We start from the raw sequence: 25,979 nt of genomic DNA on the forward strand, positions 1-25,979 counted from the left end.
GGGTCACGGTTTCCACCGCGCGATGAGCTGGCCCGCCGCCGTGAAACGGTATTGCCCGTCGAACGCACCCTGGCCGAAGAGGGCCAGCACCTGCTCGTAGTAGGCCGTGGGCCGCAGCGGACGCGCCTCCAGGCGCATGCGCTGCGATTGCAGGGCCTTGTCGTCGCCCGCGGCGTGCAGGAAGGGCAGCATCGCGGCCGAAAAGCCCGAGGGCGCCGGGCCCGAGGCCTGCCCGGTCAGGATGTCGATGGATTCGGGCGGATAGCCCTGCTCGCGCACGTAGCGGGCCATGGGCGCCAGGGTGTCGAGCAGCGCCCTGCGGCCCGGCGCGTCGGCGTGCATCATGCCGGCCCACAGGTAGACGCGGATGGCGTTGTAGGTGCCCTGGCCCTTTTCCTTGCCCTCGGTATCGACGAGGAAACCCTGCTTGACGTCGTACACCGTCCAGTCGGGCGTGAAGCCCTTGGGCGACGAACCGCGGATGACCTTGAGCGAGCTGTCCACCAGCGGCTTCCACTGCGGGTCCAGGTCGCCGGCGGCCAGCCAGTGCATCAGGTGCATGGGCATGTAGCTCGGGTTCAGGCGCCAGCGGCCATTGGCCTGCACGAAGCCCTTGGGCGCGGGCAGCAGCGTGGGGCCCAGGCCCGGGATGTCGGCGGTCTCTTCGCGCAGCACGCGTGCCGCCAGCAGGGATGACAGGGCGCGGTAGCTGCGCTCGTTCCACAGCCGGCCGGCTTCGCCCAGCGCGTAGGCGATCCACAGGTCAGCGTCGGAGGCGGCGTTGGCGTCGATCACGCCCCAGGTGCCATCGGGGCGCTTGCCCCAGAGCCAGGCGGGCAGGCGCGCCGTCATGTCGCCGGCGCACAGGTTGTTCTCGGTCCAGCGCAGCAGCTTGTCGAACATCGGGCGGTCGTTGGCCACCAGCGCGAAGAACAGCGCATAGCCCTGGCCCTCGGAATAGGTCTGGCCGCCCCCATCGTCATCGGAGACCACACGGCCGCCTTCGTTGATGAACTGGGCCTTGAACGCGTCCCAGGCGGGCCAGGTGGCGCGGCCGGCGGCCTGCTGGGCCCTTGCGGCCGGCAGGCAGGACAGCAGGGCTGCACCGGCCGTGGCCTGCAGCGCAGTGCGGCGTCGAAGGGAATCAGTCATTGCGTGCCGCCAGTCGGCGCCGGGCCATGCTGCGCAGCGCGGCATAGACGATGAAGGTCAGCAGCAGGCCGGTGCCGATGCCCACCAGGGCCAGCAGCAGCGGGTGGCTGTGCATGTGGAACCACAGGCGCTGCCACCAGGGCAGGTCACCCACGTAGTACACGGGCTTGATGCGGAAGCTCTCGATGGCATCGCCGCGCATCAGGCCCAGGTCGCCGCGCAGGCTCTTGATCTTGCCCGCATCGTTGAGGCCCAGGCTCAAGAGGGCCATGGCCTCCTTGTCGGTGGCCGTGAGGGCCACCACGCTGCGCCCGGCCGAGAGCGGGGATTCGAAGCCCGTGACGGCGGCCAGCGGGCCATTGCCCTGCAGGATGGCCTGGCCACCCGAGGCCGACAGGCGCTGGTTGGATTCGAGGTTGAACAGGTCGATGAAGGAGCCCATGGCGCGCTCCAGCGGCTGTACCGAGCGTGCCCCGGCAGCCAGCAGGGCCGGCAGGTGGCTCTGCCATTTCTGCAGCAGACCGTCGCTGTCGGCCTGGGAGATCACGAGGATGTCGGTGTCGGCGGCCTTGTCGGCTTCGGACGCCCGCAGCAGCTTGAAGCGCGTGCCGGGGTAGCCGGTGGAGGCGCTCATGCGGCCCACGGCCGTGAGGAAGACCTCCACGTCCGAGGTGGTCGGCTGGTTGGGCAGGATGATCGAGGTCTGCGCCAGGTCGGGCACCCGCGTGAAGGGGAAGCCGCTGTTGGCATAGGCCGCCAGGTTGGGCATGGCCAGGTAGTGGCGGAAGGCCGTGAGGTCGATGGTCGACTGTGGGTCGATGGCCGCGTACAGCTCCGTGGGCGGCGCAGAGCGGCAGCGGCCCAGGTCGTTGGGCGGGATCTGGAAGGCGAACTGCAGCTGGTTGTCGCCGCCGATCATGAAGGCCGGGATCTTCAGGTCCGAGCGCGTCTGCGCATTGCCGTCGTCGAACAGCGGCAGCATCACCGTGCTCTTGCCACTGGTGCGGTCTTCGCGCGACTGCAGCGGGTAGGACTGGATGAACTGGTTGTTGATCGAGATGTTCAGCGCGCCGTGGTCCGACACGCTGTTGGGCGTGTAGCGGTAGGTCAGGTCCAGCGGCACGCCCTTGGCGTTCCAGGTGAACAGGTCGGGCGCCATGCGCGTGTAGACGTTCACCGTGTCGTTGAGCACCGAGCCGCGCAGCTGCAGGTCGGCCGCGCTCTGCACCAGTTCGGCCAGGCGCACCGGGCGCTTGGTGGTGATCCAGCGCGGGGCATCGTAGGGCTTGGCCAGTTCGGGGTAGTCGAGCGACTTGACGGCGATGGTCTGGCCCGACAGCACGGCCTTGCCCAGGGCCAGCGCATCGGCAGCCATCTGCACCTGCGCATCGTCCTTGCCCAGCACCAGCAGCAGCTTGGCGCCCGGAACGTCGGGGTGGGGTACGACCGACAGCGTAGGCTCGGTGACCGGTGCCATCGCCTGCAGGAAGGCGGGGCGGTTGTCGTTGGTGGCCAGCACCACGGCGTGCTGGCGCGGCAGCTGGTTCTCGAACGCCGGGAACTGGTTGCCGCGGTAGCCGGCGAGCATGCCGATCCAGCTGGCGATCGAGCCCGAGGCCTTGAGCGTGCCCGTGCTGGGCTTGCTGCCGTACACGAAGGGCAGGTTCACCGGCCGGTTGTCGCGCGGGTCGAAGAACGGTGCGGGCAGCAGCGCCAGGTCATCGCGCAGCGGGATCTGGCGCAGCGACAGGTCCAGCTGGCTCTCGTTGCTGATGGTGGCCCACAGGCTCGAATGGTTGGGCGCCTCGCACTCCATCGTGTAGTGGCCGATGAACTGGAAACGAAAGCGGTTGTAGTCGGTGAAGTAGCGCGGGTCGATGTTGAGTTCGACCGTCTGCGGCGTGCCCAGGCGCTCCCTGTCGAGCACGATGGTCTGCAGCGTCTCGTCGTTGAGAATGAGCTTGAGGTGCGACAGGGTCGGGATCAGCGCCGGCGACAGCGTGAAGGTCAGGCGCAGCCGCGCGGCCTCCACCACTTCGTCACGCCGCACACCCACGCCGACGCTGGCTTCGCTCTCCACGCCGCGCAGGGCGATGGGGCGCGCCAAGCCCAGGTCCTTGAGGCTGGTCTTCCACTGGCGCAGGGGCAAGGCGGGCGCTGCGGCTGCGGGGGCGGTGGTGGCCGGCGCAGCGCTGTCGGGCGCGGCAGCCGACGCCGCTGGGGCGCGGGCCGCGCGTGCCTTGGCCCGCTCCTTGGCGGTCGATTCCTTGGCAGGCGCCGTCTGGGCGTTGGCCGTGGGAAGGGGCGCAGAGACCAGGCCCAGGGCCATCAGCGCAGCCAGCAGGGGAACTGTTCGGGTGGTGTGTCGAGAATTCACAATGCTTGAAGGGTTCTGGCGTGATGGTGATGAAGACGCCCGCGACGTGCCTGCCGACGATGTCATTGGTATGACAAAGTGTATCGATGCATTTTGGCTATGGAATACCGAAAGACACTAGTTTGCAATTAAACGCGGTGGCATTGAGGGCCTTGCGCAGGGATACGCTGGAAGATGCCTGCTGGATGCAATTTCCGCGGAAAAATCCTGTCGCGCGGAATTCACGCTGGCTTTTGTCGGGAACAGAAGGGGGCTCGGGACGGTGGCGCGGTCACGCGCAAGGCGTGCAGATTGCGCGTGCACCAGGGGGTGCGGTAGATGGCCGGTGGCAGGCAAATGGGGAGGGTGCAGGCCCCGGGTGTGCGTGGGGCGCTGGCGTCATCCGCTGCATCGCCTTGCGGCGCCAACAAAAAAGCCGATACCACGTTCAGTAGTATCGGCTTCATGTGCCTTGCGGCTTAGATTTGGTGGGTCCTGAGTGACTCGAACACTCGACCTACGGATTAAGAGTCCGCTGCTCTACCAACTGAGCTAAGAACCCAAATCTTTTAGTGATCTGTCTGCGTTGCTGCAGAGCCTCGAATTATGCACTAGTTTTTTCGGTGTTGGCAAGTCGTGGCAAAAAAAGTTTCATTGCATCGCGTTGCGGCTGGCCAGCTCCACGAACAGGCCGCTGTGGTCCAGATCGCCCAGGCCATGTTCCACGCCCTCGGCATACAAGGCCTCGAAGAGTGCCGTGATGGGCGCGTCGAAGCCGATCTCGCCGGCCGTGGCCAGGGCGTTGCGCATGTCCTTGAGCTGCACCGTCATGCGGCCCTGGGGGGCGAAGTTACGCTCCACCATGCGCTGGCCATGCAGTTGCAGGATGCGGCTGTCGGCAAAGCCGCCGCTGATGGCCTCGCGCACCTTGGCCATGTCGGCCCCGCCCTTGGCGGCGAACAGCAGCGCTTCGGCCACGGCGCCGATGGTGATGCCCACGATCATCTGGTTGGCCAGCTTGGCGAGCTGGCCCGCGCCGTGCGGCCCCACATGGGTGGCCCGGCCAAACGCCGCAAAAATGGGCTGGGCGCGCGCATAGTCCTCGGGCCGGCCCCCGGCCATGATGGCCAGGGTGCCGTGTTCGGCGCCCACGGTGCCGCCGGAGACCGGGGCGTCGAGGTGGGCGATGCCCATCTCGCCCAGGCGCGCCGCATGGTCGCGTGCCTCGCGTGGCTGGATGGAGGCCATGTCGATAAACAGCGCATCGCGGCGCAGGGCCCGCGCCGCACCGCGCTCGAACAGCACCTGGCCCACCACGGGGCCGTTGGCGAGCAGGCTGATCACCACGTCCGCGCCGGCCACGGCATCGCGCACGTCGGAGTGGACGGTGATGCCCGAGGCGGCAAGCGGTTCGGCCGCCTCGCGCGTGCGGTTCCAGGCGTGGACCTCGTGGCCGGCAGCGCGCAGCCGGCGTGCCATGGGCGCTCCCATCATGCCGATGCCCAGGACGGTGGTGCGCAGGGGAGGGGTGTTGTGCATGGTCTCTGTCTCCTGGTGCGGTTGTCTCTGCCGCCATCATCGGCGGTTTTCGCGCTGCCAGCCTGTCATCGGGCTTGCAGTCGGCGCCACTTGCCGGGATGATGTGGCGCCAGAGGACGAGGAGAACCTACCCATGGCCCTGGACACCAAAACCCCGCACGACCCCGCCTGGCTGGAGCTGATGTACAACAACCGGGCGCTGGTGCCCGAGCACGTGAACTACTTCGCCCGCTGGGCCCAGGAGTCGGCCCAGGTGCGTGCCGACCACCCCTGCGTGCCCGACCTGGCCTATGGCAAGGGCACGCGCGAGACCCTGGATGTCTTCCCGACCACCCAGCTGCCGCCCGGGTCCGGCAAGGGGGCCCCGGTGCTGGTCTTCATCCACGGCGGCTACTGGCGCGCGCTCGACAAGTCGGACCACTCCTTCATTGCGCCGGCATTCAACCGCGAAGGCGTCTGCGTGGTGGTGGTCAACTACGCGCTGTGCCCCGGTACCCCGGAGGCGCCGGTCGGCATTCCCCAGATCATGCGGCAGATGGAAAAGGCCATCGCCTGGATCTGGCAGAACATTGGGCGCTATGGCGGCGATCCTCAGCGCATCACGGTGGCGGGGCATTCGGCGGGTGGGCAACTGGCGGCCATGCTGCTCACCAGCGTCTGGCCCCTGATCGGCAACCTGCCCGATGGTGCGGTGCGCAGCGCGCTGTCGGTCTCGGGCCTGCACGACCTCGATCCGCTGATGCACACCCCGTTCCTGCAGGAGACGCTCAAGCTCACGGAGCAGCAGGTGCTGCAGTACAGCCCGGCACGCCTGCAGGCGCCCGGCCAGGGCATGCTGTACTGTGCCGTGGGCGGCGATGAAAGCCCGGAGTTCATCCGCCAGGCGCGGCTGGTGCAGGACGCCTGGGGCTCGCACGCCGTGCCGCGCTGCCAGGTGCAGGAAGGCCTGAACCACTTCAGCATCGTCGATGCGTTGGCCAGGCCCGGGCACGATGTGCACCACATGGCCTTGATTCTCCTGCGGGCCTGAGGCTGTCCCAGGCCCTGCGAAGACCGGGCGCGATTACATCAGCAGGTGTTCGCCCGCGTTGTCGCCGCCCAGGATCACGTAGTTCACCTTGCGGATGTCCATGAGCTTCTTGCCGCCAGCGTAGCTGATGGAGCTTTGCACGTCCTGCTCCATCTCGACCAGGGTGCCCGCCAGCTTGCCCTTGATGGGCTCGAGGATGCGCTTGCCCTCGACGTGCTTGTACTCGCCCTTGTTGAAGTCGCTGGCCGAGCCGTAGTACTCCTTGAACAGCGCACCATCGACCTCCACGGTGTTGCCGGGCGATTCCTCATGGCCGGCGAACAGCGAGCCGATCATCACCATGCTGGCGCCGAAGCGGATGCTCTTGGCGATGTCGCCATGGCTGCGGATGCCGCCGTCGGCAATGATGGGCTTGGTGGCCACGCGCGCGCACCACTTGAGCGCCGACAGCTGCCAGCCACCCGTGCCGAAGCCCGTCTTGAGCTTGGTGATGCAGACCTTGCCCGGGCCCACGCCCACCTTGGTGGCGTCGGCGCCCCAGTTTTCGAGGTCGATCACCGCCTCGGGCGTGGCCACGTTGCCGGCGATCACGAAGGCCGCGGGCAGCTTGGACTTGAGGTAGCCGATCATGTTCTTCACGCTGTCGGCATGGCCGTGCGCGATGTCGATGGTCACGTACTCGGGCGTGATGCCTGCGGCGGCCAACTGGTCCACCGTGTCGTAGTCGGGCTGCTTCACGCCCAGCGAGATCGAGGCATAGCAGCCCTTGGCGTGCATGTCGCGCACGAACTGCACGTTGTCGAGGTCGAAGCGGTGCATGACGTAGAAATAGCCGTTCTGCGCCATCCAGGTGCAGATGCTCTCGTCCACCACCGTCTTCATGTTGGCCGGTACGACCGGCAGGCGGAAGGTGCGCCCGCCCAGCTCCACGCCGGCATCGCATTCCGAGCGGCTTTCCACCCGGCACTTGCGCGGCAGCAAGAGGACATTGTCGTAGTCGAAGATTTCCATGAGATTTCCAAGCTCCATAAAAGGACGCCGCAAAACAATTTCCACGGCGGTGGGCGCTTGGCTTGGAGACCGGTTCCGTGGCTGCGGCCGTGCTGGCCGCCGCGAACCCTGCTGTGCGCAGGCACAAAAAAACCGGGCTGCAAGAAACTTGGGCCCGGTGATTGATTCTACCCGCGCCAGCGGGCGCCGGTATATCCCTACTGTTATCCCTTCAATAGGGCAAAGCTTCTAAGGCACGCAGCGCGACTGCGCCGCGTCGATGATGCGGCCATCCTTGTCCTGCACCCAGCCGACCAGGCGCAGGCGGTCGGTCTTGGCGCCTTCGGGGATGTAGATGGGCCGCGAGTCACGCCAGCCCGAGCGTTCGCCCCTGGACAGGGTGTGCGGGTTGTCCAGGGAGCGCTGGTAGACGTTGCGCACCAGGTTGCGGGCCACGGGGGATCCCTCGGTGCCGGCAGGGATGGATTCCACCAGCAGCAGGTAGAAACCGCCCGCATCGGGCCCTGCCGCAGGGCTTGCTCCCCGCGTCGGCACCGGGGAGAAGGCGATGGAGGCGCCCAAGTAGTCGTTGAACGCCGGCCCGTGCGACACGCGCAGCCGGCTGCCCTGCACGCCCTGAACGGGCGCGGTGTTCACGTCCGTGGCCGTGGGGGCCGTGCGGCCCAGGGCGGCCAGCCGCGCCAGTGCATCGCGCGTGGCGGCCGCCGACAGCGGGGCGTTGTCGCCTTGCGTGCCGGGCACGATCCAGTCCAGCACCAGGGTGCCGGGCGCCGAGGGGGCCGGCGTGGCCTTGTCGGCCCAGCAGCTTTCGCAGTCGGCGCTCACGAAACGCTCGAACAGCGCCGCGGGGCGGGCCACGCCGTCGCTGCTGCAGCTCGACTGGGCTGCGAGGTGGGGGGTGTGCAGGGCCAGCAGCATGGCTGTGGCAAGGGCAATGTTTTTCATGGCAGGCGGTGGCGCTTTCTACAATGCCCCCATGTTCCCACAAGACCTGTTTCCGGGTGCGCCCGAGCCCTTGGAGCCCTCCACGCCCGCTGCCCCCTCCGCTGCGCCGCCGCTGCTGGCCAATCTCAACCCCGAGCAACTCGCCGCCGTCACCCTGCCGGCGGGGCATGCGCTCATCCTGGCGGGAGCCGGCTCGGGCAAGACCCGGGTGCTCACCACCCGCATCGCCTGGCTGCTGCAGAACGGTTACACCACGCCCGGCGGCATCCTGGCCGTGACCTTCACCAACAAGGCCGCCAAGGAAATGGTGGCGCGGCTGTCGGCCATGCTGCCCGTGAACGTGCGCGGCATGTGGATCGGCACCTTCCACGGCCTGTGCAACCGGCTGCTGCGCGCGCACCACAAGGCCGCCGGCCTGCCGCAGTCGTTCCAGATCCTGGACACGCAGGACCAGCTCTCGGCCGTCAAGCGCCTGTGCAAGCAGCACAACGTGGACGACGAGCGCTTCCCGCCCAAGCAGCTCGCCTACTTCATCTCGGGCTGCAAGGAAGAGGGCATGCGCCCCGGCGACGTGCAGGCCCACGACACCGACACGCGCAAGAAGGTCGAGGTCTACCAACTCTACGAAGAGCAGTGCCAGCGCGAGGGCGTGGTCGACTTCGGCGAGCTGATGCTGCGCAGCTACGAACTGCTGCGCGACAACGACCCCATCCGCGAGCACTACCAGCGCCGCTTCGCGCACATCCTGGTGGACGAGTTCCAGGACACCAACAAGCTGCAGTACGCCTGGCTCAAGCAACTGGCGGGCAATGACGCCGGCGGGCGCTTCGAGGCGCGCGGCAGCGTGATCGCGGTGGGCGACGATGACCAGAGCATCTACGCCTTTCGCGGTGCGCGCGTGGGCAACATGGCCGATTTCGTGCGCGAGTTCGACGTGCAGCAGCAGATCAAGCTGGAGCAGAACTACCGCAGCTACAGCAACATCCTCGACTCGGCCAACGCCCTGATCAGCCACAACAGCCGCCGCCTGGGCAAGAACCTGCGCACCACGCAGGGCCCGGGCGAACCGGTGCGCGTGTACGAGGCCACCACCGACCTGGCCGAGGCGCAGTGGATGGTGGACGAGATCAAGCAACTGGTGCGCAGCGACGGCTTCGAGCGCAAGGAGATCGCCGTGCTCTACCGCAGCAATGCGCAAAGCCGGGTGATCGAATCGGCCCTGTTCAACGCCAGCGTGCCCTACCGCGTGTACGGCGGCCTGCGCTTCTTCGAGCGCGCCGAAATCAAGCACGCGCTGGCCTACCTGCGCCTCTTGGAGAACCCGCACGACGACACCAGCTTTCTGCGCGTGGTCAATTTCCCGCCGCGCGGCATCGGTGCGCGCAGCATCGAGGTGTTGCAGGACGCCGCACGCGCGGCCGGCTGCTCGCTGCACGATGGCGTGAGCGCCGTGCCTGGCAAGGCGGGGGCCAACCTCTCGGCCTTCGTCGCCATGGTCGACGTGCTGCGCGAGCAGACCGAGGGCATGAACCTGCGCAAGATCATCGAGACCATGCTGCAGTCCTCGGGCCTGGTGGAGCATTTCCGCACCGAGAAGGAAGGCGCCGACCGCATCGAGAACCTGGAGGAACTGGTCAACGCGGCCGAGAGCTTCGTCACCCAGGAGGGCTTTGGCCGCGATGCCGTGGCCCTTCCGGTGGACGAGCTGCGCAACGACCGCCTCACGCAAAGCCCGGCCAGCCAGGGCCTCGACCCGAATGCGCCGGTGACCGACGAAGCCCTGCCCACCGTGGCCGGCATCGTCGACGCCGACACGGGCGAGACGCTGTCACCCCTGGCCGCCTTTTTGACCCATGCGGCACTCGAGGCGGGCGACAACCAGGCCCAGGCCGGCCAGGACGCCGTGCAGCTGATGACGGTGCACGCCAGCAAGGGCCTGGAGTTCGACGGCGTCTTCATCGGCGGCATGGAAGAGGGCCTGTTCCCGCACGAGAACTCGGCCAACGAGCGCGAGGGCCTGGAAGAAGAGCGCCGCCTGATGTACGTGGCCATCACCCGCGCGCGCAAGCGCCTGTACCTGAGCCATTCGCAGACGCGTATGCTGCACGGCCAGACGCGCTACAACATCAAGAGCCGCTTCTTCGACGAGCTGCCCGAGTCCGCGCTCAAGTGGATCACGCCCAAGCAGCAAGGCTTTGGCAGCTATGCGCCCAACACGGGCGGCAGCAACCCGTTTGCCCAGCGCGACCGCAGCGGCTACGGCGCCGTGCGCAGCGAGCACTTTGCCAGCCCGCCGGTGCCGGTGCAGAAGGCCGCGCCGTCGCACGGCCTGCGTGCGGGCATCGCGGTGTTCCACACCAAGTTCGGCGAAGGCAAGGTGCTGGCACTCGAAGGCACGGGTGACGATGCGCGCGCGCAGGTGAATTTTCCGCGCCATGGCACCAAGTGGCTGGCGCTGTCGGTGGCCAAGCTCACGGTGGTGGACTGACGGGCGCCCGTTCGGGCCGTTCTCTGACAGACAGCGGAACCCTCGCCACCAAGAATTGGGGCCATGCCGAGGCCAGCGAGGTGCCGCCCATGATCCGCAATCCATCCACCACCCCATCCCGCCTTGCCGTGGCGGGTGTCTGCGCGCTGCTGCTGGCACTGGCCGGCTGCGACCGGGTACCCCAACCCAAGGCCGGTGAGCCCATCCCTTTCGTCGATCCTGGCAACCATCCTGCCGTCATGCCAGTGCCGGAGATTCCGCCAGGCGGCATGCGGCGTTCTGCCGTGCTGGTTTGACCGTGCGGTAGGTCATCCCCGCAAGGGCGGGCCCACTGCATTGCGAATGAAGTCCAGGGCACCGCGGAATACGAAATGCCAGGAGGCGGCATCGGCAGTGCTCTCCAGCGGGTGCCAGAAAAAGCGGAAATCGTGACCACCATCGTCCGTGGCGTGGTGAACCCAGGCATCGGGCAGTGCATGCGGCACCACGCACCCATGGAATGACCACACTTGGCCCTGGTGGCCCTGGTGGCCCGAGTGCCAGCATCCCAGGTTCCGTTCCACCCAGGCGCTTGCAATGCCGGCTTCTTCGGCCAGCTCACGCAGCGCTGCCGCCGCGGCACTTTCCCCGGGCTCGATGCTTCCCTTGACCAGTTGCAGGCCCGCCAGCGGGTGCGCGAACGCCAGGATTTCCAGTGCGCCCTCGTGACGCAGAACGACGGGGCAGGATTTTTGGGCTTGCAGAGCGCTCACTTCGCCCTCTTCGGCGGAGTCCACGCGTCGTCGAAGCTGCCTATGAAGCGCATGCCGTTGTAGGTCCGGCCCGGCCTCGGTGAACGTCGCGTTGCCGTGGTAGCTCAGCACGTTGCCGCTGTGCACGCCCAGGGCGTGGCAGCGTTCCACGATGGCCTGCTCGGTCTGGCGGCTGTTGCAGCCTGCCTCCTCGCACAGCTGCTCGATGGGGACGATTTCGAAATCCGCCGTGCCGCAGGTCACGAACAGGTCGGTGCCGATGAAGGTGCAGCCGAAATCCTGGTGGATACCGCAACCTGACTCCGAATCTTCCAGGCCTTCGTAGTAGGCGTTGAACTCGTCGAAACCCTTTGATGTGGTGCCGATCCAGACCGAGATCTTGCCAGGGGTGCTGTCGTCGATCTGGAATTCCATGGGATCCATGTGCGCAGAGGACCGTGCGGCGCCAAGCTACCGAAATGACTTGTAAACCGCGTTTTCCTCGATGTCCTCCGGGTGGCCGTCGGCCATGCCGATCTTGACAACGCGTTCGCCATTCCTGATGACGATTTCCAGGCCGTGCTCCGGTTCCCAGTCGCACTCGCATTCAATCGAGATGTACACCGGCTGGTCCCCGGTATCCCCGCGCCACACATCCAGTTCGTCGCCGAACTCGATGTGGTCCCAGACGTCGTCCGCGCTCTCGATGACAAGGTAGTCGTCGTCCGAGGGATCGCGCTGCGAGTTCATATCCTGGTAGTACTGGAAGATAGCCTCCTGTGCTGCCTCGATCACCGAGGGGGGGCCCGCGAGCAGGTTCGCCACGGCCGTGTGGAACTCCTGCGGGCGGTCATCGTCGTCATACCCCATCAGCACGATGCTGAGTTCGTTCTCGTAGAACATGGGCACTTCAATGGGCTCGCTGATGTAGTAGTCGTTCTGCAGGGTGAATTCACCAACGCCTGGAATATTCATGGAATGCACAGCCTCCTTGGGAAAGCCATGATTCTCCTGACAGACCGCCAACTGTCAATCCGCTGCGAAGCCATTGGCCATCAGTGGCCTTTGGCAGCGGCGCACAGTCGTGCGCGGCAAAGCGCTCAATCCACCTTGATGTTGCGCGCCTTCACCACGCGGCTGTAGATCTCCGCATCGCGGCGCACCATGGCGGCCATTTCGGTGCGTGTAACGCCCAGGGGCTCGCTGTGCAGCTCCTTGATGCGGCGCGACAGGTCGGGGTCCTTGCTCGCCTCCATCATCAGCGCGTTGAAGCGGGTCAGGATGGGCTGGGGCGTCGCCGCCGGCGCCCAGATGCCGTGCCAGGACATCATCGAGAAGCCGGGCATCACCTCCGACAGCGTGGGCACGTCCGGCAGGGCAGGGTGGCGCGTGGGGCCCGAATAGGCGAGCGCCTGCACCTTGCCGCTGCTGATGAGCTGGTAGCCGGTGGCGATGGGCTCCATCAGCGTGTCCACCTGGCCGCCCACCAGGTCGGCGATGGGGCTGGCGCGGTAGGGCACGTGCAGCATGTCGATGCCGACCTCGTCCTTGAGCGACTCCACGATCAGCTGCGAAGGGCTGCCCGCACCATAGGAGGCGTGCGAGTAGGTGCCCGGCTTGGCCTTGGCCGCCGCCACCAGGTCCTTGACGGTCTTGGCCGGGAACTTGTTGGTGGCGATCAGCACCAGGCCCTGGCGCATGGTGGTGGCCACGGGCACCAGGTCCTTGTCGGGGTCGAAGGGCAGCTTGCTGTAGATGTAGGGGTTGATGGTGAAGGCCGTGGACAGGTTGTACACGAAGGTGTAGCCGTCCGCCGGCGACTTGGCCACCGTGTCCGACGCCAGGTTGCCCGCCGTGCCGGGGCGGTTGTCGATCACCACGGGCACGCCGAGCCTCTTGCCCATGTAGTCGCCGTACATGCGGGCGAAGATGTCCGGCGGCGTGCCGGGCGCGAAGCCCACCACGATCTTGATGGGCTTGTTCGGCCACTCGGCCCCCTGGGCCAGGGCCTTGCCGGCCAGCAGCGCCCCGGCGGCCAGCACCAGCATCGTCTTCATCACCATTGTCCTGCGCATCTTTGTCTCCTGTCGCGGGTTCATTCATGCCCGCTTGTGTGGTCTGTTGGTTTCGTCGGTTCGTGGTGCCCCGCCGCCATGGCGTGCAGCGCACCGTGTGGGGTTGTCCGTCACATCGTTGGCATCACTCCTTTCGGGCCGGGCATGGCTGCGCCATGACCGCCGCCAATCCCGGTGGGCGGGCTGTGGGGGTGGGCGTGCATGGCGGTTCCTGGTGCTAGTCCACCTGGGCACCGGAGCGCCGCACGGCCTCGCCCCATTTGGCGATCTCGGCGGTGCCGAAGGTGGCCAACTCCGCAGCGTTCATGGCGGCCGATTCAATGCCCTGCGCGGCCAGCTTCTCGCGCACCTCGGCCTGGGCCAGCACGGCCTGCGTGGCATCGCGCAGCTGGTCGCGCTGCGCGGCCGGCATGGAAGTGGGCGCATACAGCATGAACCAGGCGACCAGGTCGAAGTCCGCCACGCCCTGTTCGGCCAGCGTGGGCACGTCGGGGGCGGCCGCGCTGCGCTTCGCGCTCGATGCGCCCAGCGCGCGCAGCTTGCCCGCACGGATGTGGGGCAGCACGGCGGCCGGGTGGTAGAACATGAACTGCACGTTGCCACCCATGAGCTCGGTGAGCGCTTGCGCACCGTCGCGGTAGGGTACATGCACGAAGTCTTTGGCCAGGCGGATGTTGAGCGTCTCGCCCGCCAGGTGGCCCGAGGTACCGTTGCCCGCCGAAGCAAAGCTCACCGCCTTGCCGCTGGCCTGGCGCAGGTCGGCCACGCCCTTCCAGGGCGCGCTGGCCGGCACCACCAGCAAGGTGGGCGTGGCGCCGGCAAAGCCCAGCGGCACGAAGTCGCGCAGCGGCTGGTAGGGCAGCTTCTTGTACAGCGTGGGGTTGATGGCATGCGTGCCCACGGTGCCCATGAGCAGGGTGTTGGCATCGGCGCCCGCACGCGCCACCATTTCGCTGCCGATGGTGCCGCCCGCACCGGGCTTGTTCTCCACGATCACCGTCTGCCCGAGCTGGCGGCCCAGGGCCTCGGCCAGCACCCGGCCCACGATGTCGGTGGAGGTGCCGGCCGCAAAGGGCACGACCAGCTTGAGGGGGCGGCTATTGCCCTGGGCGCTGGCACCGGCGGCCAGCAGCGCCAGGGTGGTGGCGGTAACAAGGATCCGGCGGCGCTTCATGGCGCCTCCCCGAAGCCGTCGGGCACGCTGCCCTCGTACTGCAGCTCGCGCGTGGCCTGGTAGGACAGGGCAAAGCCGCTCGGCGTCTCGGCCTCCTCGGCCAGGTGAGCGATCAGGCCCGCCGTGCGCGCCAGGATGGGCACGCCGCGCAGCGAGGCCACGGGGAAGCCCACCCCCATCAGCACCGCGGGGATCGCAGCCGAGACGTTCAGGCGCAGCTCCTTGCCGACGATGGCGGGGATCACCTTTTCCAGGGCCTGGGCGATCTGCACGTAGCGCAGGTCGGCACCGGCTTCGGTGGCCACGGCGATGAGCCGGCCCACGCGCGGGTCCACCTCCTTGTGCAGCGGGTGGCCATAGCCCGGGATGGAGCGGCGCGCGGCCTTGAGCTCGGTGACGACCGCCGTGGCGGCATCGTCGAGCGTGGCGCCGGCATCGACCCGCGCCGCCACGTCGGCGAACATGCGGCCCGCCGTTTCGGAGGCGCCCAGGATCACCGAGCCGCAGCCCAGGATGCCGGCCGCCACCGCACCCTGCAGCGCATCGGGCGCTGCGGCAAAGGTCATGCGGCTGGCCTGCACGCTGGGCACCAGGCCGTGCTCGGCAATCGCCACCAGGGTGGCGTTGAGCACCGCGCTGCAGGCCGCATCGGGCCGGCGGCCGGTGAGCAGCAAAAAGAAGTAGTCGGCGAACGACAGGTGGCCGATCAGGTCGTTGCACAGGTCCTCGCCGCGCACGACGATGGTGTGCTCGTTGGAGGTGCAGATGGCGGTGCGCGGGACGGTGGATTTTCCGATTTTCATGGGGCGGATCTCAGTGTTGGGGTTCGAGGCGGAAGTCGTAGTGCGCCGACCACCAGGGCACGGCCTGGGCGCTGCCGTCGGGGGCCTGGCCGGCAGGGTGCTGCTCGAAGTCCACGACCAGGCTGGGGCGCACGCCGAACACCGCGTCCGACTCGATGTAGGGGCTGCCCGCCACGAACAGGTGGGTGGTGACCGGCGCATGCGCTGGCGCCGAGACCATCATGTGGATGTGGCCGGGGCGGTTGGGGTGGCGACCCATGCCGTCGAGCATGCGGCCCACGGGACCATCCACCGGCACGGGGTAGAAGCTCGGGCGGATGGACCAGAACCAGTAGCGGCCCTGCTCGTCGGTGCGCACACGTGCGCGCGCCGCCATGCCCGAGCCTTCCACCTGCATGTCGTACACGCCTTCGCCGTCGCCCGACCAGATGTCGAGCAGCGCACCCGCCAGCGGCTGGCCGTGCGTGTCGGTCACGCGGCCGCTGTAGAAGGTGGGTTCGCCCTTCACGCCCTCGGCCAGGTTGGCGCCCAGCGGCAGCTCGGGTGCGCCCTCCCAGTAGTAAGGGCCTTGCACCGTGGCCTCGGTGGCTTCGGTCATGCGCTGGCTGCCCTGGGCATGGGCGGTGGCGCGCAGCTGGTCGAGCATCACCACCATCATCGAGGCGCCCAGCGTGTCCGACAGCAGGATGAACTCCTGGCGCTGGCCAGTGCAGGCCTTGCCCACGGCGGTGAGGAACTCGATGCCCTGCATCCATTCGTCGGGTTTCAAATCCACCTCGCGGATGAAGGCATGCAGGTGCGTGACCAGCGAGTGCATGATCTGCGCAAAGCGCGGGTCGCTGGCGCCCTCCAGGCGTTGCAGCACGGCCTGGGTCAGTTCGTTCTCGTTCGATGGGGTCATGGGTTCTTGTCTCCTGGTCTTTTTTTGGGGGGCTGGTGCGTCAGAGCGCCTGCCCGAGGCGTTGGCGTATCGGCCCGACGATGGCCGCGTTGTCGGCCCCCAGCGTGGGCGGCGCCGTGACCTCGAGTGCACGCTCGCCGTCGAAGCTCACGGGCGAGCGGATGGTGCGCCACTCGCCGCCTTCGGGGTGGGGGGCGCTCACCTGCAGCTGCAGGTGGCGGGCCTGCGGGTCTTCCATCGCCTCGCGGGTGTCGTACATGGGGGCGTGGGGCACGTCCTCGGTTTCGAGGCGCTCGCACCAGGTGGCGCGCGTCTGTGCGCGGAACAGGCCGCCGAGCAGGTCGATGAGGTCCTCCTGGTGCACGATGCGCGCCTCGCGCGTCGCAAAGCGCGGGTCGTCGAACAGGCGCGGGCGCTCGATGGCGTTGGCCAGGCCCTGCCAGAACTTCTCGGGCGAGGACATGTGCAGCGCGATCCACAGCCCGTCGGCACATTCGAGCACGTAGGACTGCGAGACGCTGGGCCGGCTGTAGGGGCCCATGACCTCGTCTTCTGAGAAGTAGTGCGTGAACGCGTCGAGATTGAAGTGGCACATGGCCTCGAGCATGGACACCTCGACCTTGCGGCCCAGGCCCGTGCGGCCGCGCTCGACGATGGCGCCCAGCACGCCGTAGGCGGCATAAAAGCCGGTCATCGCATCGGCCAGCGCCGGCCCCACCACGCGCGGGTTGGCGGGGTTCACCAGCAGCTTGAGAAAGGCGCTCGCAGCCTGGGCCACGGTGTCGTAGGCGGGGCGCCCGGCGGCCGGGCCGGTCTGGCCGAAACCGCTGATGGCGCAGTACACCAGGCGCGGGTTCAGGCCGCGCAGCCGGGCCTCGCCCGCGCCCAGCCGGTCGGCCGCGCCGGGGCGAAAGTTCTGGATGTAGACGTCCGCATCCTTGACCAGCTCGTCGAACACCGCCGCATCCTCGGGCAGCTTGGGGTTGAGCGTGATGCTGCGCTTGTTGCGGTTGTAGGTCTGGAAGTGCGGGCTATAGAGCCCCCCACGGAAGGCGCGGAACGGGTCGCCCGCGCCGGGCTGCTCGATCTTGATGACCTCGGCCCCCAGGTCGGCCAGGAACATGCCTGCCGCCGGGCCCGTGATGAACGTGCCTTGTTCCAGCACCTTGATACCGCTGAGGACTTTGTGCACCTCGTTGTCTCCTGTCGTTGTTTGGGGCCCCGCTGTGGGGCTGTGAGCGAATGTAGGGGGCGCGGTGGATTCCTGGAAATGATTGTTTTTCATGGTTACCATCGATGGCATCGATCAACCACCGGTGGCACCGCCATGGAACTGAGGCACCTGCGCTACTTCATCGCCCTGGCGGGCTCGCTCAACTTCACGCGCGCGGCCGAGCGGCTGCATGTCACGCAGTCCACGCTGTCGCACCAGATCAAGCAGCTCGAAGAGGAGATCGGTGCGGCGCTGTTCGACCGCGTGGGCAAACGCGTGGCGCTGACCAGTGCGGGCGACGAGTTCCTGCACTACTGCACCAAGGCCCTGCACGAGATCGACCTGGGCCTGGGTGCGCTGCGCCAGAACGGCTCCGAGGTGGCGGGCGAGCTGCACATCGGCTCCACGCACACCTTCAACCTGGGCTTCATCCCGGGCTGCATCGCCAGCTTCCACGAACGCCATCCGCGCGTGAAGGTGGTGGTCGAGGAACTGTCGGCCGACCACATCGCCGCGCGCCTGCAGCAGGGCACGCTGGACCTGGGCATCGCCTACCGGCCGGCTGTGCCGGGGCCGCTGCAGTTCGAGCCGCTCTACAACGAGGAGATGGTGCTGGTGGTGGCCCGGGGCCACCCGCTCGCGCGGCGCAAGCGCGTGCGCATGGTGGAGCTGCACCGCATGCCCATGGCCCTGCTGCCCGCGAGCTTTGCCACGCGGCAGATGCTGGACGAGTGCTTTCGCTCCTGCGGCGCCGAGCCGCAGGTGGTGGCCGAGATCAACACCCTGGCGCCCATGATGGACCTGGTGGGCAAGACGCAGCTGGCCTCCATCGTCGCGGCGAACGTGGTGTCAGCGCAGTCGGGGCTGGTGGTGGTGCGGCTCGAAAGCCCCACGCCGGTGCGCACGCCGGGCATGCTGTGGTCGCCGCTGGCGCGCGAGTCGGCCTCCACGCGCGCCTTCTCGGCCATCGTGCGCAAGCTCGCGCTGCATGGCAGCCTCAAGGACCTGGCGAAGCGCAAGGGGCAGACGGCCTGAAGCCACCCTTCGATAAACACTTCAGCTATTCGTAGCGCTGCGCATGCAACCGGCACAGCCTGAGCCAGTGCCCCCGTGCAAGGGCCGCCCCGCCGCACCGGGGGCGTCCCCCTCCCGACTCGCGCAGCGAGTCGGGAGGGGGGTGAAGGCGCGAAGCGACTCAGGGGGTGTCAGCCAAAGTTCACCCAGTGGTTGTCCATGCGCGCGCCGGCCAGTTCCTTGGCATGCGCGTGCGTGAGCGGGCTGGGGGCGCGCGCATCTTCCAGGGAGTGCGAGACCCCGGCGGCCCACAGGCGGCCGCTGCCTACCGCCAGTGCGCAGACCTCCTCCAGCCCCACCAGGCCGCGCCACTGGCCTTCGGGTGTGAAGGTGGCCACGCCCTGGCTGCGCGGGCAGCTCACGGCCCAGCCCTCGGCGGTGCTGGCGATGCTGCCGCCATAGCCGGCCATCGACTGGCCGGACGGGCACAAGCGCAGCGCCTTGCCATCAAAGAGCGCGAGGATGGGCGCAGCCGCCTTGTCCGCCGCCTCGGCGTGCTCGGCCTGCAGGGCGATGCCCAGCACCGTGCGCTCGGCGTTCCATGCCAGGTGGCGCAGGCTCAGGCGCGCATCGGGCAGGCGCCACTGGCCCTGCAGTTCGCCGCTCTCGCCGTGCAGCCGCACGATGCTCGAATCCATGGTGTGCAGGTCGCGCTTGGTGCGGCCGGTTTCGGGGGCCGTGGGCACGCCGCCGTTGGCCACGATCAGCGTGGGCTTTGCGCCCTTGGCGGCAGGGGCCCAGATCAGCTCGTGCGCGTCGATGCCGTGCGTCGCCCACTCGTCCACGGTCTCCAGGCTGCGCGCGTCGCGCCGTGCCACCAGGCTGGCGCCCGTGTCCACTTCGGTTTCGGTGGTGTAGAGATAACGGCCATCGGCGCTGGCGATCACATGGCCGTTGAAGGAGCGCGTAGCATCGACCCAGTGCCATTGCGCCTTGTCGGCGGGCTGGCCCGGGTGCCAGCGCACCAGCCAGTCGCCGGGGCGGCGCGCGGTGGCGACCATGCTGCCATCGGGCAACCGGCTGAGGCCGTGGGCTCGCGTGGGCACTTCCAGCACGTGGCGTGCGCGCAGCGGCGAAGGGCCGCCGGCCTGGGCTGCCAGCACGCCGATGCGGTAGCTGCCATCGGCCTCCTGCCAGGCGCCCAACAGCTGCATCTCCGAACCCCGGGGTGCGGCATGCGCAGCCAGGGGCATGGCCCCCAGGCTGCCCATCAGCACCAGGGCCTGGCGGCGGCTCAACGATGCGTGCACCTCAGTCTCCGTCTGCGTCGGAGAAGCCGATGCTCACCTGCAGCGCCGGGGCAATTTCCGCTTCGGCCAGGCGCTTGAGCGTGGCCAGCTCCCTGGAGGCCTGCAGCACCCGCTCGCCGCCGGCCTTGCCGGTGGCGCCGGACTGGTCGATGGCCTGCAAGGCCTTGTCCACGCGCTGCGTGGTGGCCAGCAGCTGGTCGGCCAGCGGGTTCAGGCCGCGGCCGCGCAAATAGGTCTCCAGCGGCACCAGGGCCTCGCCGGGCGTGGGCGTGGCGGCGCTGTCGGGCAGCACGGCCAGGTTGCGCAGGGCATTCCACTCGGCCTTCCAGGCGGCAGAGGCCTGGCCGCTGGCGGCACGCGGGTACTCGGGCGGGCGCGTGCCCTGGGCGGCGCGCAGCGGCTTTTCCATGTGCGCCCAGCGCAGGCGCTCGATGCCGCCCACCCACTGGTTGATGAACTCGCCCATGGCCGCGGTGGAGCGCTCCTGCTCGTCCTCGGCCGCCCAGTCGGTGCCGGCAGCGGTGTCGAAGGCGCTGGCCACGGCCACGGCCTCGCGCTCGATGTCCAGCGCCACTTCCACGGCATAGCTGCAGGCAGCCGATGCCGGGGCAACGGGTTGCGTCCACAGCAGCCATTCCAGTGCCGGCAGGCCCTTGGCAGGCGTGCCGATGCGCTCGAAGGCCTGGGCGCCCTGGGGCTGGGTCTTGATGGCGCGCTCGATGAGGGCCGGGCGCGTGGGCGCAAAGTCCATTTGCCGCTGGGTGCGGCGCGCGATCACGGGGCCCACGGCCACGGCGCCCAAGGTCTCCCAGGCCATCATGCTGCGCTGCCAGGCGCTGCGGGCGTTGGCCAAAGCGGCTTGCGATTGCCCAGCCGGTGCCTCGCAGAGCGCGCGCACGGCCGGTGCCAGCGCCTGCGCTGCCGTGGCCAGCTCCTGCGCGCGCGGCTTGCCCCAGTGGCCATACAGGCTCTGCAGCGCGTGCGTGGTGTCGTAGAAGGGCACGGCGTTGAGCTTCCAGCCGGTCTGGGCCTGGGCCGGCAGAAGCAGCGCGCCCAGGGCCACGGCGGCGGCTGCAGTGCGAAGGGATGGGTGTTTCATAGCGACTCCACGAACTTGACCAGCGCGTCGCGCTCGGCCTTGTTCATCTTGAGAACCTTGTCCTTGGCGGCCTCGGCCTCGCCGCCGTGCCACAGCACGGCCTCGAGCACGCCGCGGGCGCGGCCGTCGTGCAGCAGCCGGGTATGGCCGTTCACGTCCTTGATCAGGCCCGTGCCCCACAGCGGCGGGGTCTTCCACTGCCGGCCATTGGCGGCGAAGTCGGGCCGGTTGTCGGCCAGGCGCTCGCCCATGTCGTGTAGCAGCATGTCGGTGTACGGCCAGATGCGCTGGCCCGACAGTGCCTTGCTCGTCAGGTGTGGGAAGGGGCCTTCCTTGGTGACGTAGCTCGGCCGGTGGCAGGTGGCGCACTGGGCCTGCGCGAACAGCGCCTGGCCGCGCAGCACCTGGGCGTCCTTGGGGTTGCGCCGTGCGGGCGGTGCCAGCGTGGCCTGGTAGAAGACCACGTCGTCAAAGGTCTTGTCGTCGATCTCCACGCCGGGCTGGCCCTGCGCGGCGGCGCTCTTGCCGCTCGGTGCGGCCAGGCAATCCTTTTGCGTGGGGGTGCAGGTCTCGTTGGCGAAGTGCCTGGAGGTGATGCCCATGTCGCCCTGGAAGGCGCCGCCGGTCTGGTGCGCGATGGTTGCGACGTTGCCCTTCCAGCCGAAGCGGCCGAGCCTCATCTGGCCCGAGGGCGCGTCCCACACCCGGTTGGGCACGCCCTTGATCGGGCCGCCGGCCGCAGCCTGGTCGGCCGCGTTGGCCAGGATGTCGGCTTCGGCAATGGCTTCGAGCAGGCCCACGCCGATGATCTGCGGCGCGATGCGCGGGCTGGCCATGATCTCAGGGTGCATCGGGCCGTAGCCCAGGTCGGCAAAGCCGTAGCTCGGGTCGAGCAGTTCGTAGCGCGTGCCATCGGCGAATTGGCCCTTGATGGTCTTGTAGCGCAGGGTCACACGGCCCTCGGGCTTGACGCCCTGCACGCCCGCGTTGTTGAACTGGTCGCCATACACCGGGTCGTGCTTGGGTCCGCCATGGGCGTCCGCGCCGGGGATGGACAGGCGGATCAACAGGGCCACGGTCGGGTCCTTGGTATCGCCCAGGCGGTTGAAGATGGCTGGCGGTTCGCCCCGGCCGTCCTGCACATGGCAGCCACCGCACGAGCGCGCGATGAAGTGCGGACCCAGGCCGTCGCGCGCCTTGGTGGAGGCCGGTGCCTCGACCCAGTTGCGGCGGAAGAACGAATTGCCGATCACGAAGCGCGTACGCTCCGCATCGTCCAGGTTGGCGGCCGGGAAGGAAAAGGCATTGCGGCCCGTGGCGAACACCGTGGTGTTGCCACCGACCTTCTCGCCGAGCGGGTCGGCGGGCGTGTCGGCCATGAGGCCGCCCAGGGCCGCAAGGCCGATGCTGGCAACCGCCAGGCGCAGGGCGCGCCGGCGGTAAGGGGCTTGCAAAGAAAACATGGAACGAAAGGACGGCGCAGGGGCCTCAGGGTTGCACCAGCGTGAGCTTGGTGATGCCGATGGCGTTCGCGGCCTCCACGAGGTCCTTGCTTTGTTGGGTCAGGCTGTCGATGGTCTTCTGGATGCGCTGGCGCCCTGGCGCGTCCTTGCCGCCGATGATCTCACGGTCGAACGGTGCCTGGATGCCTTCGGCCGCTGCCACCGAAGCAGCGATCTGCTTGGTGGTCTTGTCGGCCAGTGCCGGGTTCTTGGCGGCGACCAGGTCGCGCAGCGATGCACCCTTGACCAGGCTGCCGTCGGCGCGCTGGTACTCGCCCAGCCACACGTTCTGGATGCCCTTGGCATTGGTCACGGCGTCGCGGTGCGTGTTGTCCGAGAAGCACGAGTGCTCGTCCTCCTGGTCCTGGCTGTTCAGCGCCACTTCCAGGCGCTCGCCGGCCAGTTCGCCGCGCGACAGCGAGCCCAGGCCCACCAGCATCTTGCGCACCGATTCCATGTTGCCCTTGGTGAACTTGGCGCGGTAGTTGGACTTGCCTTCAGGCGCCCAGGACTTCACGAGGAAGGAGAGGTCGTCGATCAGCAGTTCGGTCACCACGTTCAGGTACTGGCGGCGGCGGTCGGCGTTGGGCTTCTTGCCGTCCACGAAGTCCTCGAAGTTGCGGTTGCCCGGGCCGGTCTCGGACAGGTCCTGGCCCCACAGCAGGAACTCGATGGCGTGCCAGCCGGTGGCGATGTTCTCCTCGCCGCCGCGCTCGTTCTGTGCCGCCAGCGCCTTCTTGGTGATGGCGATCTTGCGGTTGTTGATCAGGCCGGCCTTGGGCTTGCCTTCGACGCTGTCCACGTAGGACTCGTCCATGGGCCAGGCATTGATCTGGCCTTCGGGGCCCTTGTCGTCGTCGATGGGGCCGCCGTAGAAGCGGAAGGCCTCCGTCTGGCCGTAGAACTCGCGTGCGGCCAGCCAGGTCTTGCGGGCCTCGGCCAGGGCCTCGGCCGATGGCTGGGCCGTGAAGGCCTTGATTGCGGTCTGCATGGCCCGGGCGCTGCTCAGCGTGTCTTCGTAGTTGGCATGCACCAGCGTGGCGTACTGTGCTGCCACCGCGGCGGGCGTCACGGCCTGCTGGGCCTGGGCGGCCGTGCCCTGCGCCTGCGCCACGCCCATCAGGCCCAGCGGGCTGGCGGCGATCAGGGCCGCGAGGGCGGTGGTGTGCAACAGCTTGGTTTTCATGCGTTTCTCCTCAAACAACGATGGGTGACAGGGCAGACCTGCCGGGAACGGTCCGGTCCGGCAAAGCGCCAGGCCGTGGGAAGTCCGGTGGGTGTCGGTGGGGCGCAAGCCCGGAGGGAAGGGACGCGCCGCAGTGCAGGCATCCCTTGATCGCAGTGATTATAAGAATGGGTTTTATTTGCATTGGTGCGGGAAGGGGATTTCCCTGGCCTGCAGGTGCGGCTTGCACCCCCCGAAAAGGAGCGGGGCCCTGCATCGCTGCAGGGCCCCGTCCCGCCGCGCCAGGCGCGGCATCCCATGGCTTGTGGCGAACCTTCGTCGATCAGCCCAGGCGTGGCTGGCTCGGCGTTGCGGTGAGGTAGCCCACCGCGGCGCCGGCCTTGTTCTTGTAGTTGGCGATGATCAGCGGATCCAGCGTGGGCTTGACCACGTTGTGGATGGCGCCCCAGTCACCGGCGTGCTGGAAGTTGCTCATGATGTAGGTCCAGCCGTTGATCTCGTCCACGGCATGCAGACCGGTGGATTCGCCGCCGGCGGGGATGGACATCAGGCGCGACAGCTGCTTGGTGTCCACGTTGTAGGCCCACAGGAAGTTGTTCACGTGCTGGCCGCTGTCCTCGCCGATGAACAGGGTGCGCATCTTTTCCGAGAACTTGAGGTTGTCGGGGTTGCCGATGGTGTTCGGGTTGGCGGTGTTGCCCAGGGCGTCGGCGCTGATGTCCTCGCCGACCAGCAGGGCCTTGGTGTCCACGGGCATCCACTCGCTGTTGATGTTGGCACCGGCCGTGTCCTTCTGGCCGCCGCGCAGGTTCAGGGCCATCACGGCGCCGGCGTTGATCGCCTTGGGCACGGACACGCCGTTGCCCGCCACGTTCAGCGCATTGCCGGCCACCATCGAGGTCTGCACGTTCTGCAGCGCCGAGTAGGCGATCTTGTCCTTGGCGTTGACGGTGGTGCCTTCCATCTTGGTGAAACCCATGCTGGCGCCCACGAAGGCGGCGTAGCGGTGGGTTTCCAGGAAGGCGGCGGCCTTTTCCATGCCGGGCTTGAGCTTGATCCACTCTTCCTTGCCGTTGGCGACGATGCGGGTGTAGCTGGCGTCGTTCGGGTTGGTGGTGGCCACGGTCATGATGTCGGTGGGCTTGAGCGTGTTGGCCAGGGCCTCGATCTCGGCGCTGTTGGCCGAGCCGAGCTTGATCCAGGTCAGCGGCGCGCCGGCGGTGGCCTTGGCATCGACGGTGAAGCCGGCGCCGACCTTGGCGGCGTACAGCGTGCCCGAGGACAGGTCTTTTTCCTTGTCGGCCACGAACACGAAGTAGGCGCTGTTGGTGGCGTCGTCACCCATCAAGGCCGTGCGCTGGTCGGGCATGACCTGCACCAGCTCGTGCGAGATGCGGCCCATGCAGAAATGCTTCTTGATGCTGGCCGTGCCGTCGGCGTTCACCGTCACTTCGGGCATGTGGCCGTAGTGGTAGGGGTTGGCACGGCTCGCGTCGCCGTACAGGTACTTGCTGTAGGCCTGGAACTGGGTGTTGCTGGCGATGGTGAAGGCATCGGGTTCGTACTCTTCGCTCGACAGGTGGGTGCCCCAGGGCGAGAGGCTGGCACCGCAGGTGATCCACAGGCCGTGCACCTTGGAGGTGTCCACGTTGTGGTACTTCACCAGGGCGAGCTTGCCGGTGTTCGGGTCCTGGTCCAGCGTGAGCACGGCGATGGGCGAGGGCAGCTTGCCGTACATGTCGGTCTTGCCGTCCTGGGCCCAGGTGGTGTATTCGAACTGCACCACGGCGAAGACGTGGTTGCCCTTGACGCCATCGACCTTGGCATTGGGCACGGTCAGCAGCGAGGTGCCGTCCGGGGCGTCGGAGAAGAACTGGCGCTCCTTGCCGGCCACCGAGGTGTCGATGATGGGCTGGTTGTTGATGTCGTAGTAGCTGCCGGCGAGGATCTGGCCGCCCTTGACATTGGCCACCGAGTCGCCGGTGATGAAGAAGGGCTGGTAGGCCAGCGCATAGCTCTTCACCGAGTTGTCGCTCAGCGTGACCTGCATGGTCGAGCCCACGGTGTTGGTGGCCATGGCCGCCGGGTTGGCCAGCGTGGGCGCGGCCATCGAGGTGAAGGCGGTGGACACATAGCTAGCGTCGTCGCCGCCGCCGCAGGCGGTCAGCAGCGCTGCGGCAGCGCCACCGGTGGTCAGGGGAAGCAGGGGTATGCCGGCCAGGAATTGGAGGGCCTGGCGGCGCGAAGGGATGGACGCAGAGGTCATGGAGTGCAGCTTCCGTGGTTTGTTATATGGGTTTTTATGGAGAGCGGCCCGGCGCCCTTGCACCCCGCAGGCAGGGCCAGGCAACCGGACCGCTCTCTTGGTGCCGGATGCTAAGCACACTGTGTGACAACCATTTGACGGTGCCGTGGCGGCCGGCCGACAGCCCGCTGAATCGCCCTGCGCG

General features: G+C 68.0%; 21 protein-coding genes and 1 tRNA gene. 4 read left to right on the forward strand and 18 right to left on the reverse strand.

Annotated elements, in window-relative coordinates; genetic code table 11:
- Nucleotides 1–3: 3 nt before the first annotated feature.
- The 4 genes from bcsZ to AC07PA_RS04615 all read right to left on the reverse strand — a co-directional run bounded on the left by bcsZ (nt 4) and on the right by AC07PA_RS04615 (nt 5,047).
- Complete coding sequence (bcsZ, locus tag AC07PA_RS04600; protein WP_494604470.1) at nt 4–1,152, reverse strand: cellulose synthase complex periplasmic endoglucanase BcsZ; 1,149 nt, start codon at nt 1,150–1,152, stop codon at nt 4–6.
- Nucleotides 1,145–3,529, reverse strand: coding sequence for a cellulose biosynthesis cyclic di-GMP-binding regulatory protein BcsB (gene bcsB / locus AC07PA_RS04605; protein ID WP_494604472.1), 2,385 nt, complete (start codon nt 3,527–3,529; stop codon nt 1,145–1,147). The genes bcsZ and bcsB overlap by 8 nt, the downstream gene beginning before the upstream one ends.
- Before the next feature lie 465 nt (nt 3,530–3,994).
- Nucleotides 3,995–4,070: transfer RNA gene (locus tag AC07PA_RS04610), tRNA-Lys, on the reverse strand.
- An 89-nt stretch (nt 4,071–4,159) separates the two neighbouring features.
- Nucleotides 4,160–5,047: an NAD(P)-dependent oxidoreductase gene (locus tag AC07PA_RS04615; protein WP_494604474.1), complete on the reverse strand. Its 888-nt coding sequence runs from the start codon at nt 5,045–5,047 to the stop codon at nt 4,160–4,162.
- 133 nt (nt 5,048–5,180) lie between these two features.
- On the opposite strand from AC07PA_RS04615, the gene AC07PA_RS04620 reads away from it, so the two are divergent.
- A complete protein-coding gene (locus tag AC07PA_RS04620; RefSeq protein WP_007850244.1) occupies nt 5,181–6,077 on the forward strand; it encodes an alpha/beta hydrolase in 897 nt (298 codons plus the stop codon).
- 33 nt (nt 6,078–6,110) lie between these two features.
- Here AC07PA_RS04620 and AC07PA_RS04625 read toward each other — a convergent pair whose 3' ends face one another.
- Both AC07PA_RS04625 and AC07PA_RS04630 read right to left on the reverse strand, forming a co-directional pair.
- Nucleotides 6,111–7,088 (reverse strand): GMP reductase, encoded by a 978-nt coding sequence (locus AC07PA_RS04625; protein ID WP_007850242.1) that lies wholly within the window; start codon nt 7,086–7,088, stop codon nt 6,111–6,113.
- Nucleotides 7,089–7,316: 228 nt separating this feature from the next.
- A complete protein-coding gene (locus tag AC07PA_RS04630) occupies nt 7,317–8,033 on the reverse strand; it encodes a hypothetical protein (protein ID WP_494604477.1) in 717 nt (238 codons plus the stop codon).
- Between the two features lie 31 nt (nt 8,034–8,064).
- Between AC07PA_RS04630 and AC07PA_RS04635 the strand changes: the two genes are divergently transcribed.
- Complete coding sequence (locus AC07PA_RS04635; RefSeq protein ID WP_494604478.1) at nt 8,065–10,521, forward strand: UvrD-helicase domain-containing protein; 2,457 nt, start codon at nt 8,065–8,067, stop codon at nt 10,519–10,521.
- A gap of 89 nt (nt 10,522–10,610) precedes the next feature.
- Nucleotides 10,611–10,817 (forward strand): hypothetical protein, encoded by a 207-nt coding sequence (locus tag AC07PA_RS04640; RefSeq protein ID WP_494604479.1) that lies wholly within the window; start codon nt 10,611–10,613, stop codon nt 10,815–10,817.
- Between the two features lie 12 nt (nt 10,818–10,829).
- Here the strand turns inward: AC07PA_RS04640 and AC07PA_RS04645 are convergent, their stop codons facing one another.
- The 7 genes from AC07PA_RS04645 to AC07PA_RS04675 all read right to left on the reverse strand — a co-directional run bounded on the left by AC07PA_RS04645 (nt 10,830) and on the right by AC07PA_RS04675 (nt 17,397).
- Nucleotides 10,830–11,687, reverse strand: coding sequence for an NUDIX hydrolase (locus AC07PA_RS04645; protein ID WP_494604481.1), 858 nt, complete (start codon nt 11,685–11,687; stop codon nt 10,830–10,832).
- Between the two features lie 36 nt (nt 11,688–11,723).
- The gene (locus AC07PA_RS04650; RefSeq protein WP_494604483.1) at nt 11,724–12,227 is read right to left on the reverse strand and encodes a DUF6985 domain-containing protein; all 504 of its coding nucleotides are present in this window, start codon (nt 12,225–12,227) and stop codon (nt 11,724–11,726) included.
- Nucleotides 12,228–12,352: 125 nt separating this feature from the next.
- A complete protein-coding gene (locus AC07PA_RS04655) occupies nt 12,353–13,309 on the reverse strand; it encodes a Bug family tripartite tricarboxylate transporter substrate binding protein (RefSeq protein WP_494604485.1) in 957 nt (318 codons plus the stop codon).
- A gap of 235 nt (nt 13,310–13,544) precedes the next feature.
- Nucleotides 13,545–14,501: a Bug family tripartite tricarboxylate transporter substrate binding protein gene (locus AC07PA_RS04660; protein WP_494604487.1), complete on the reverse strand. Its 957-nt coding sequence runs from the start codon at nt 14,499–14,501 to the stop codon at nt 13,545–13,547.
- Nucleotides 14,498–15,304, reverse strand: a complete 807-nt coding sequence (locus AC07PA_RS04665) for a citryl-CoA lyase (RefSeq protein ID WP_007859389.1) — start codon at nt 15,302–15,304, stop codon at nt 14,498–14,500. Before AC07PA_RS04665 ends, AC07PA_RS04660 begins: the two co-directional genes overlap by 4 nt.
- Nucleotides 15,305–15,314: 10 nt before the next feature.
- The gene (locus tag AC07PA_RS04670) at nt 15,315–16,205 is read right to left on the reverse strand and encodes a dioxygenase family protein (protein WP_494604489.1); all 891 of its coding nucleotides are present in this window, start codon (nt 16,203–16,205) and stop codon (nt 15,315–15,317) included.
- Between the two features lie 40 nt (nt 16,206–16,245).
- Nucleotides 16,246–17,397, reverse strand: a complete 1,152-nt coding sequence (locus AC07PA_RS04675) for a CaiB/BaiF CoA transferase family protein (protein WP_494604491.1) — start codon at nt 17,395–17,397, stop codon at nt 16,246–16,248.
- Nucleotides 17,398–17,532: 135 nt separating this feature from the next.
- Here AC07PA_RS04675 and AC07PA_RS04680 point away from each other — a divergent pair, with 135 nt between their 5' ends.
- On the forward strand, nt 17,533–18,453 hold the full coding sequence (locus AC07PA_RS04680; protein WP_494604493.1) for a LysR substrate-binding domain-containing protein: 921 nt from the start codon (nt 17,533–17,535) through the stop codon (nt 18,451–18,453).
- A gap of 170 nt (nt 18,454–18,623) precedes the next feature.
- Here the strand turns inward: AC07PA_RS04680 and AC07PA_RS04685 are convergent, their stop codons facing one another.
- The 5 genes from AC07PA_RS04685 to AC07PA_RS04705 form a co-directional block, all read right to left on the reverse strand.
- Entirely contained in the window at nt 18,624–19,742 is a 1,119-nt protein-coding gene (locus tag AC07PA_RS04685; RefSeq protein WP_494604495.1) for a DUF1513 domain-containing protein, read from the reverse strand.
- 1 nt (nt 19,743) lies between these two features.
- The gene (locus tag AC07PA_RS04690) at nt 19,744–20,841 is read right to left on the reverse strand and encodes an imelysin family protein (RefSeq protein ID WP_494604497.1); all 1,098 of its coding nucleotides are present in this window, start codon (nt 20,839–20,841) and stop codon (nt 19,744–19,746) included.
- Nucleotides 20,838–22,304, reverse strand: coding sequence for a di-heme oxidoreductase family protein (locus tag AC07PA_RS04695; protein ID WP_494604499.1), 1,467 nt, complete (start codon nt 22,302–22,304; stop codon nt 20,838–20,840). The genes AC07PA_RS04690 and AC07PA_RS04695 overlap by 4 nt, the downstream gene beginning before the upstream one ends.
- 25 nt (nt 22,305–22,329) lie before the next feature.
- Nucleotides 22,330–23,529, reverse strand: a complete 1,200-nt coding sequence (locus tag AC07PA_RS04700; RefSeq protein ID WP_494604501.1) for an imelysin family protein — start codon at nt 23,527–23,529, stop codon at nt 22,330–22,332.
- A 322-nt stretch (nt 23,530–23,851) separates the two neighbouring features.
- Nucleotides 23,852–25,795, reverse strand: a complete 1,944-nt coding sequence (locus AC07PA_RS04705; RefSeq protein WP_494604503.1) for a PhoX family protein — start codon at nt 25,793–25,795, stop codon at nt 23,852–23,854.
- Nucleotides 25,796–25,979: the final 184 nt, after the last annotated feature.

The sequence above is a fragment of the Acidovorax sp. GW821-FHT09B03 genome, assembly GCF_059418305.1.

Bases quoted from the DNA above. Each gene is read 5' to 3' on its own strand.
- AC07PA_RS04650 (WP_494604483.1), bottom strand. From the start codon at position 12,227: ATGAATATTCCAGGCGTTGGTGAATTCACCCTGCAGAACGACTACTAC.
- AC07PA_RS04665 (WP_007859389.1), bottom strand. From the start codon at position 15,304: ATGAAAATCGGAAAATCCACCGTCCCGCGCACCGCCATCTGCACCTCC.
- AC07PA_RS04620 (WP_007850244.1), top strand. From the start codon at position 5,181: ATGGCCCTGGACACCAAAACCCCGCACGACCCCGCCTGGCTGGAGCTG.
- AC07PA_RS04615 (WP_494604474.1), bottom strand. From the start codon at position 5,047: ATGCACAACACCCCTCCCCTGCGCACCACCGTCCTGGGCATCGGCATG.
- AC07PA_RS04695 (WP_494604499.1), bottom strand. From the start codon at position 22,304: ATGTTTTCTTTGCAAGCCCCTTACCGCCGGCGCGCCCTGCGCCTGGCG.
- AC07PA_RS04690 (WP_494604497.1), bottom strand. From the start codon at position 20,841: ATGAAACACCCATCCCTTCGCACTGCAGCCGCCGCCGTGGCCCTGGGC.
- AC07PA_RS04660 (WP_494604487.1), bottom strand. From the start codon at position 14,501: ATGAAGCGCCGCCGGATCCTTGTTACCGCCACCACCCTGGCGCTGCTG.
- AC07PA_RS04630 (WP_494604477.1), bottom strand. From the start codon at position 8,033: ATGAAAAACATTGCCCTTGCCACAGCCATGCTGCTGGCCCTGCACACC.
- AC07PA_RS04655 (WP_494604485.1), bottom strand. From the start codon at position 13,309: ATGAAGACGATGCTGGTGCTGGCCGCCGGGGCGCTGCTGGCCGGCAAG.
- AC07PA_RS04700 (WP_494604501.1), bottom strand. From the start codon at position 23,529: ATGAAAACCAAGCTGTTGCACACCACCGCCCTCGCGGCCCTGATCGCC.
- AC07PA_RS04645 (WP_494604481.1), bottom strand. From the start codon at position 11,687: ATGGAATTCCAGATCGACGACAGCACCCCTGGCAAGATCTCGGTCTGG.
- AC07PA_RS04705 (WP_494604503.1), bottom strand. From the start codon at position 25,795: ATGACCTCTGCGTCCATCCCTTCGCGCCGCCAGGCCCTCCAATTCCTG.
- bcsZ (WP_494604470.1), bottom strand. From the start codon at position 1,152: ATGACTGATTCCCTTCGACGCCGCACTGCGCTGCAGGCCACGGCCGGT.
- AC07PA_RS04680 (WP_494604493.1), top strand. From the start codon at position 17,533: ATGGAACTGAGGCACCTGCGCTACTTCATCGCCCTGGCGGGCTCGCTC.
- AC07PA_RS04640 (WP_494604479.1), top strand. From the start codon at position 10,611: ATGATCCGCAATCCATCCACCACCCCATCCCGCCTTGCCGTGGCGGGT.
- AC07PA_RS04625 (WP_007850242.1), bottom strand. From the start codon at position 7,088: ATGGAAATCTTCGACTACGACAATGTCCTCTTGCTGCCGCGCAAGTGC.
- AC07PA_RS04635 (WP_494604478.1), top strand. From the start codon at position 8,065: ATGTTCCCACAAGACCTGTTTCCGGGTGCGCCCGAGCCCTTGGAGCCC.
- AC07PA_RS04670 (WP_494604489.1), bottom strand. From the start codon at position 16,205: ATGACCCCATCGAACGAGAACGAACTGACCCAGGCCGTGCTGCAACGC.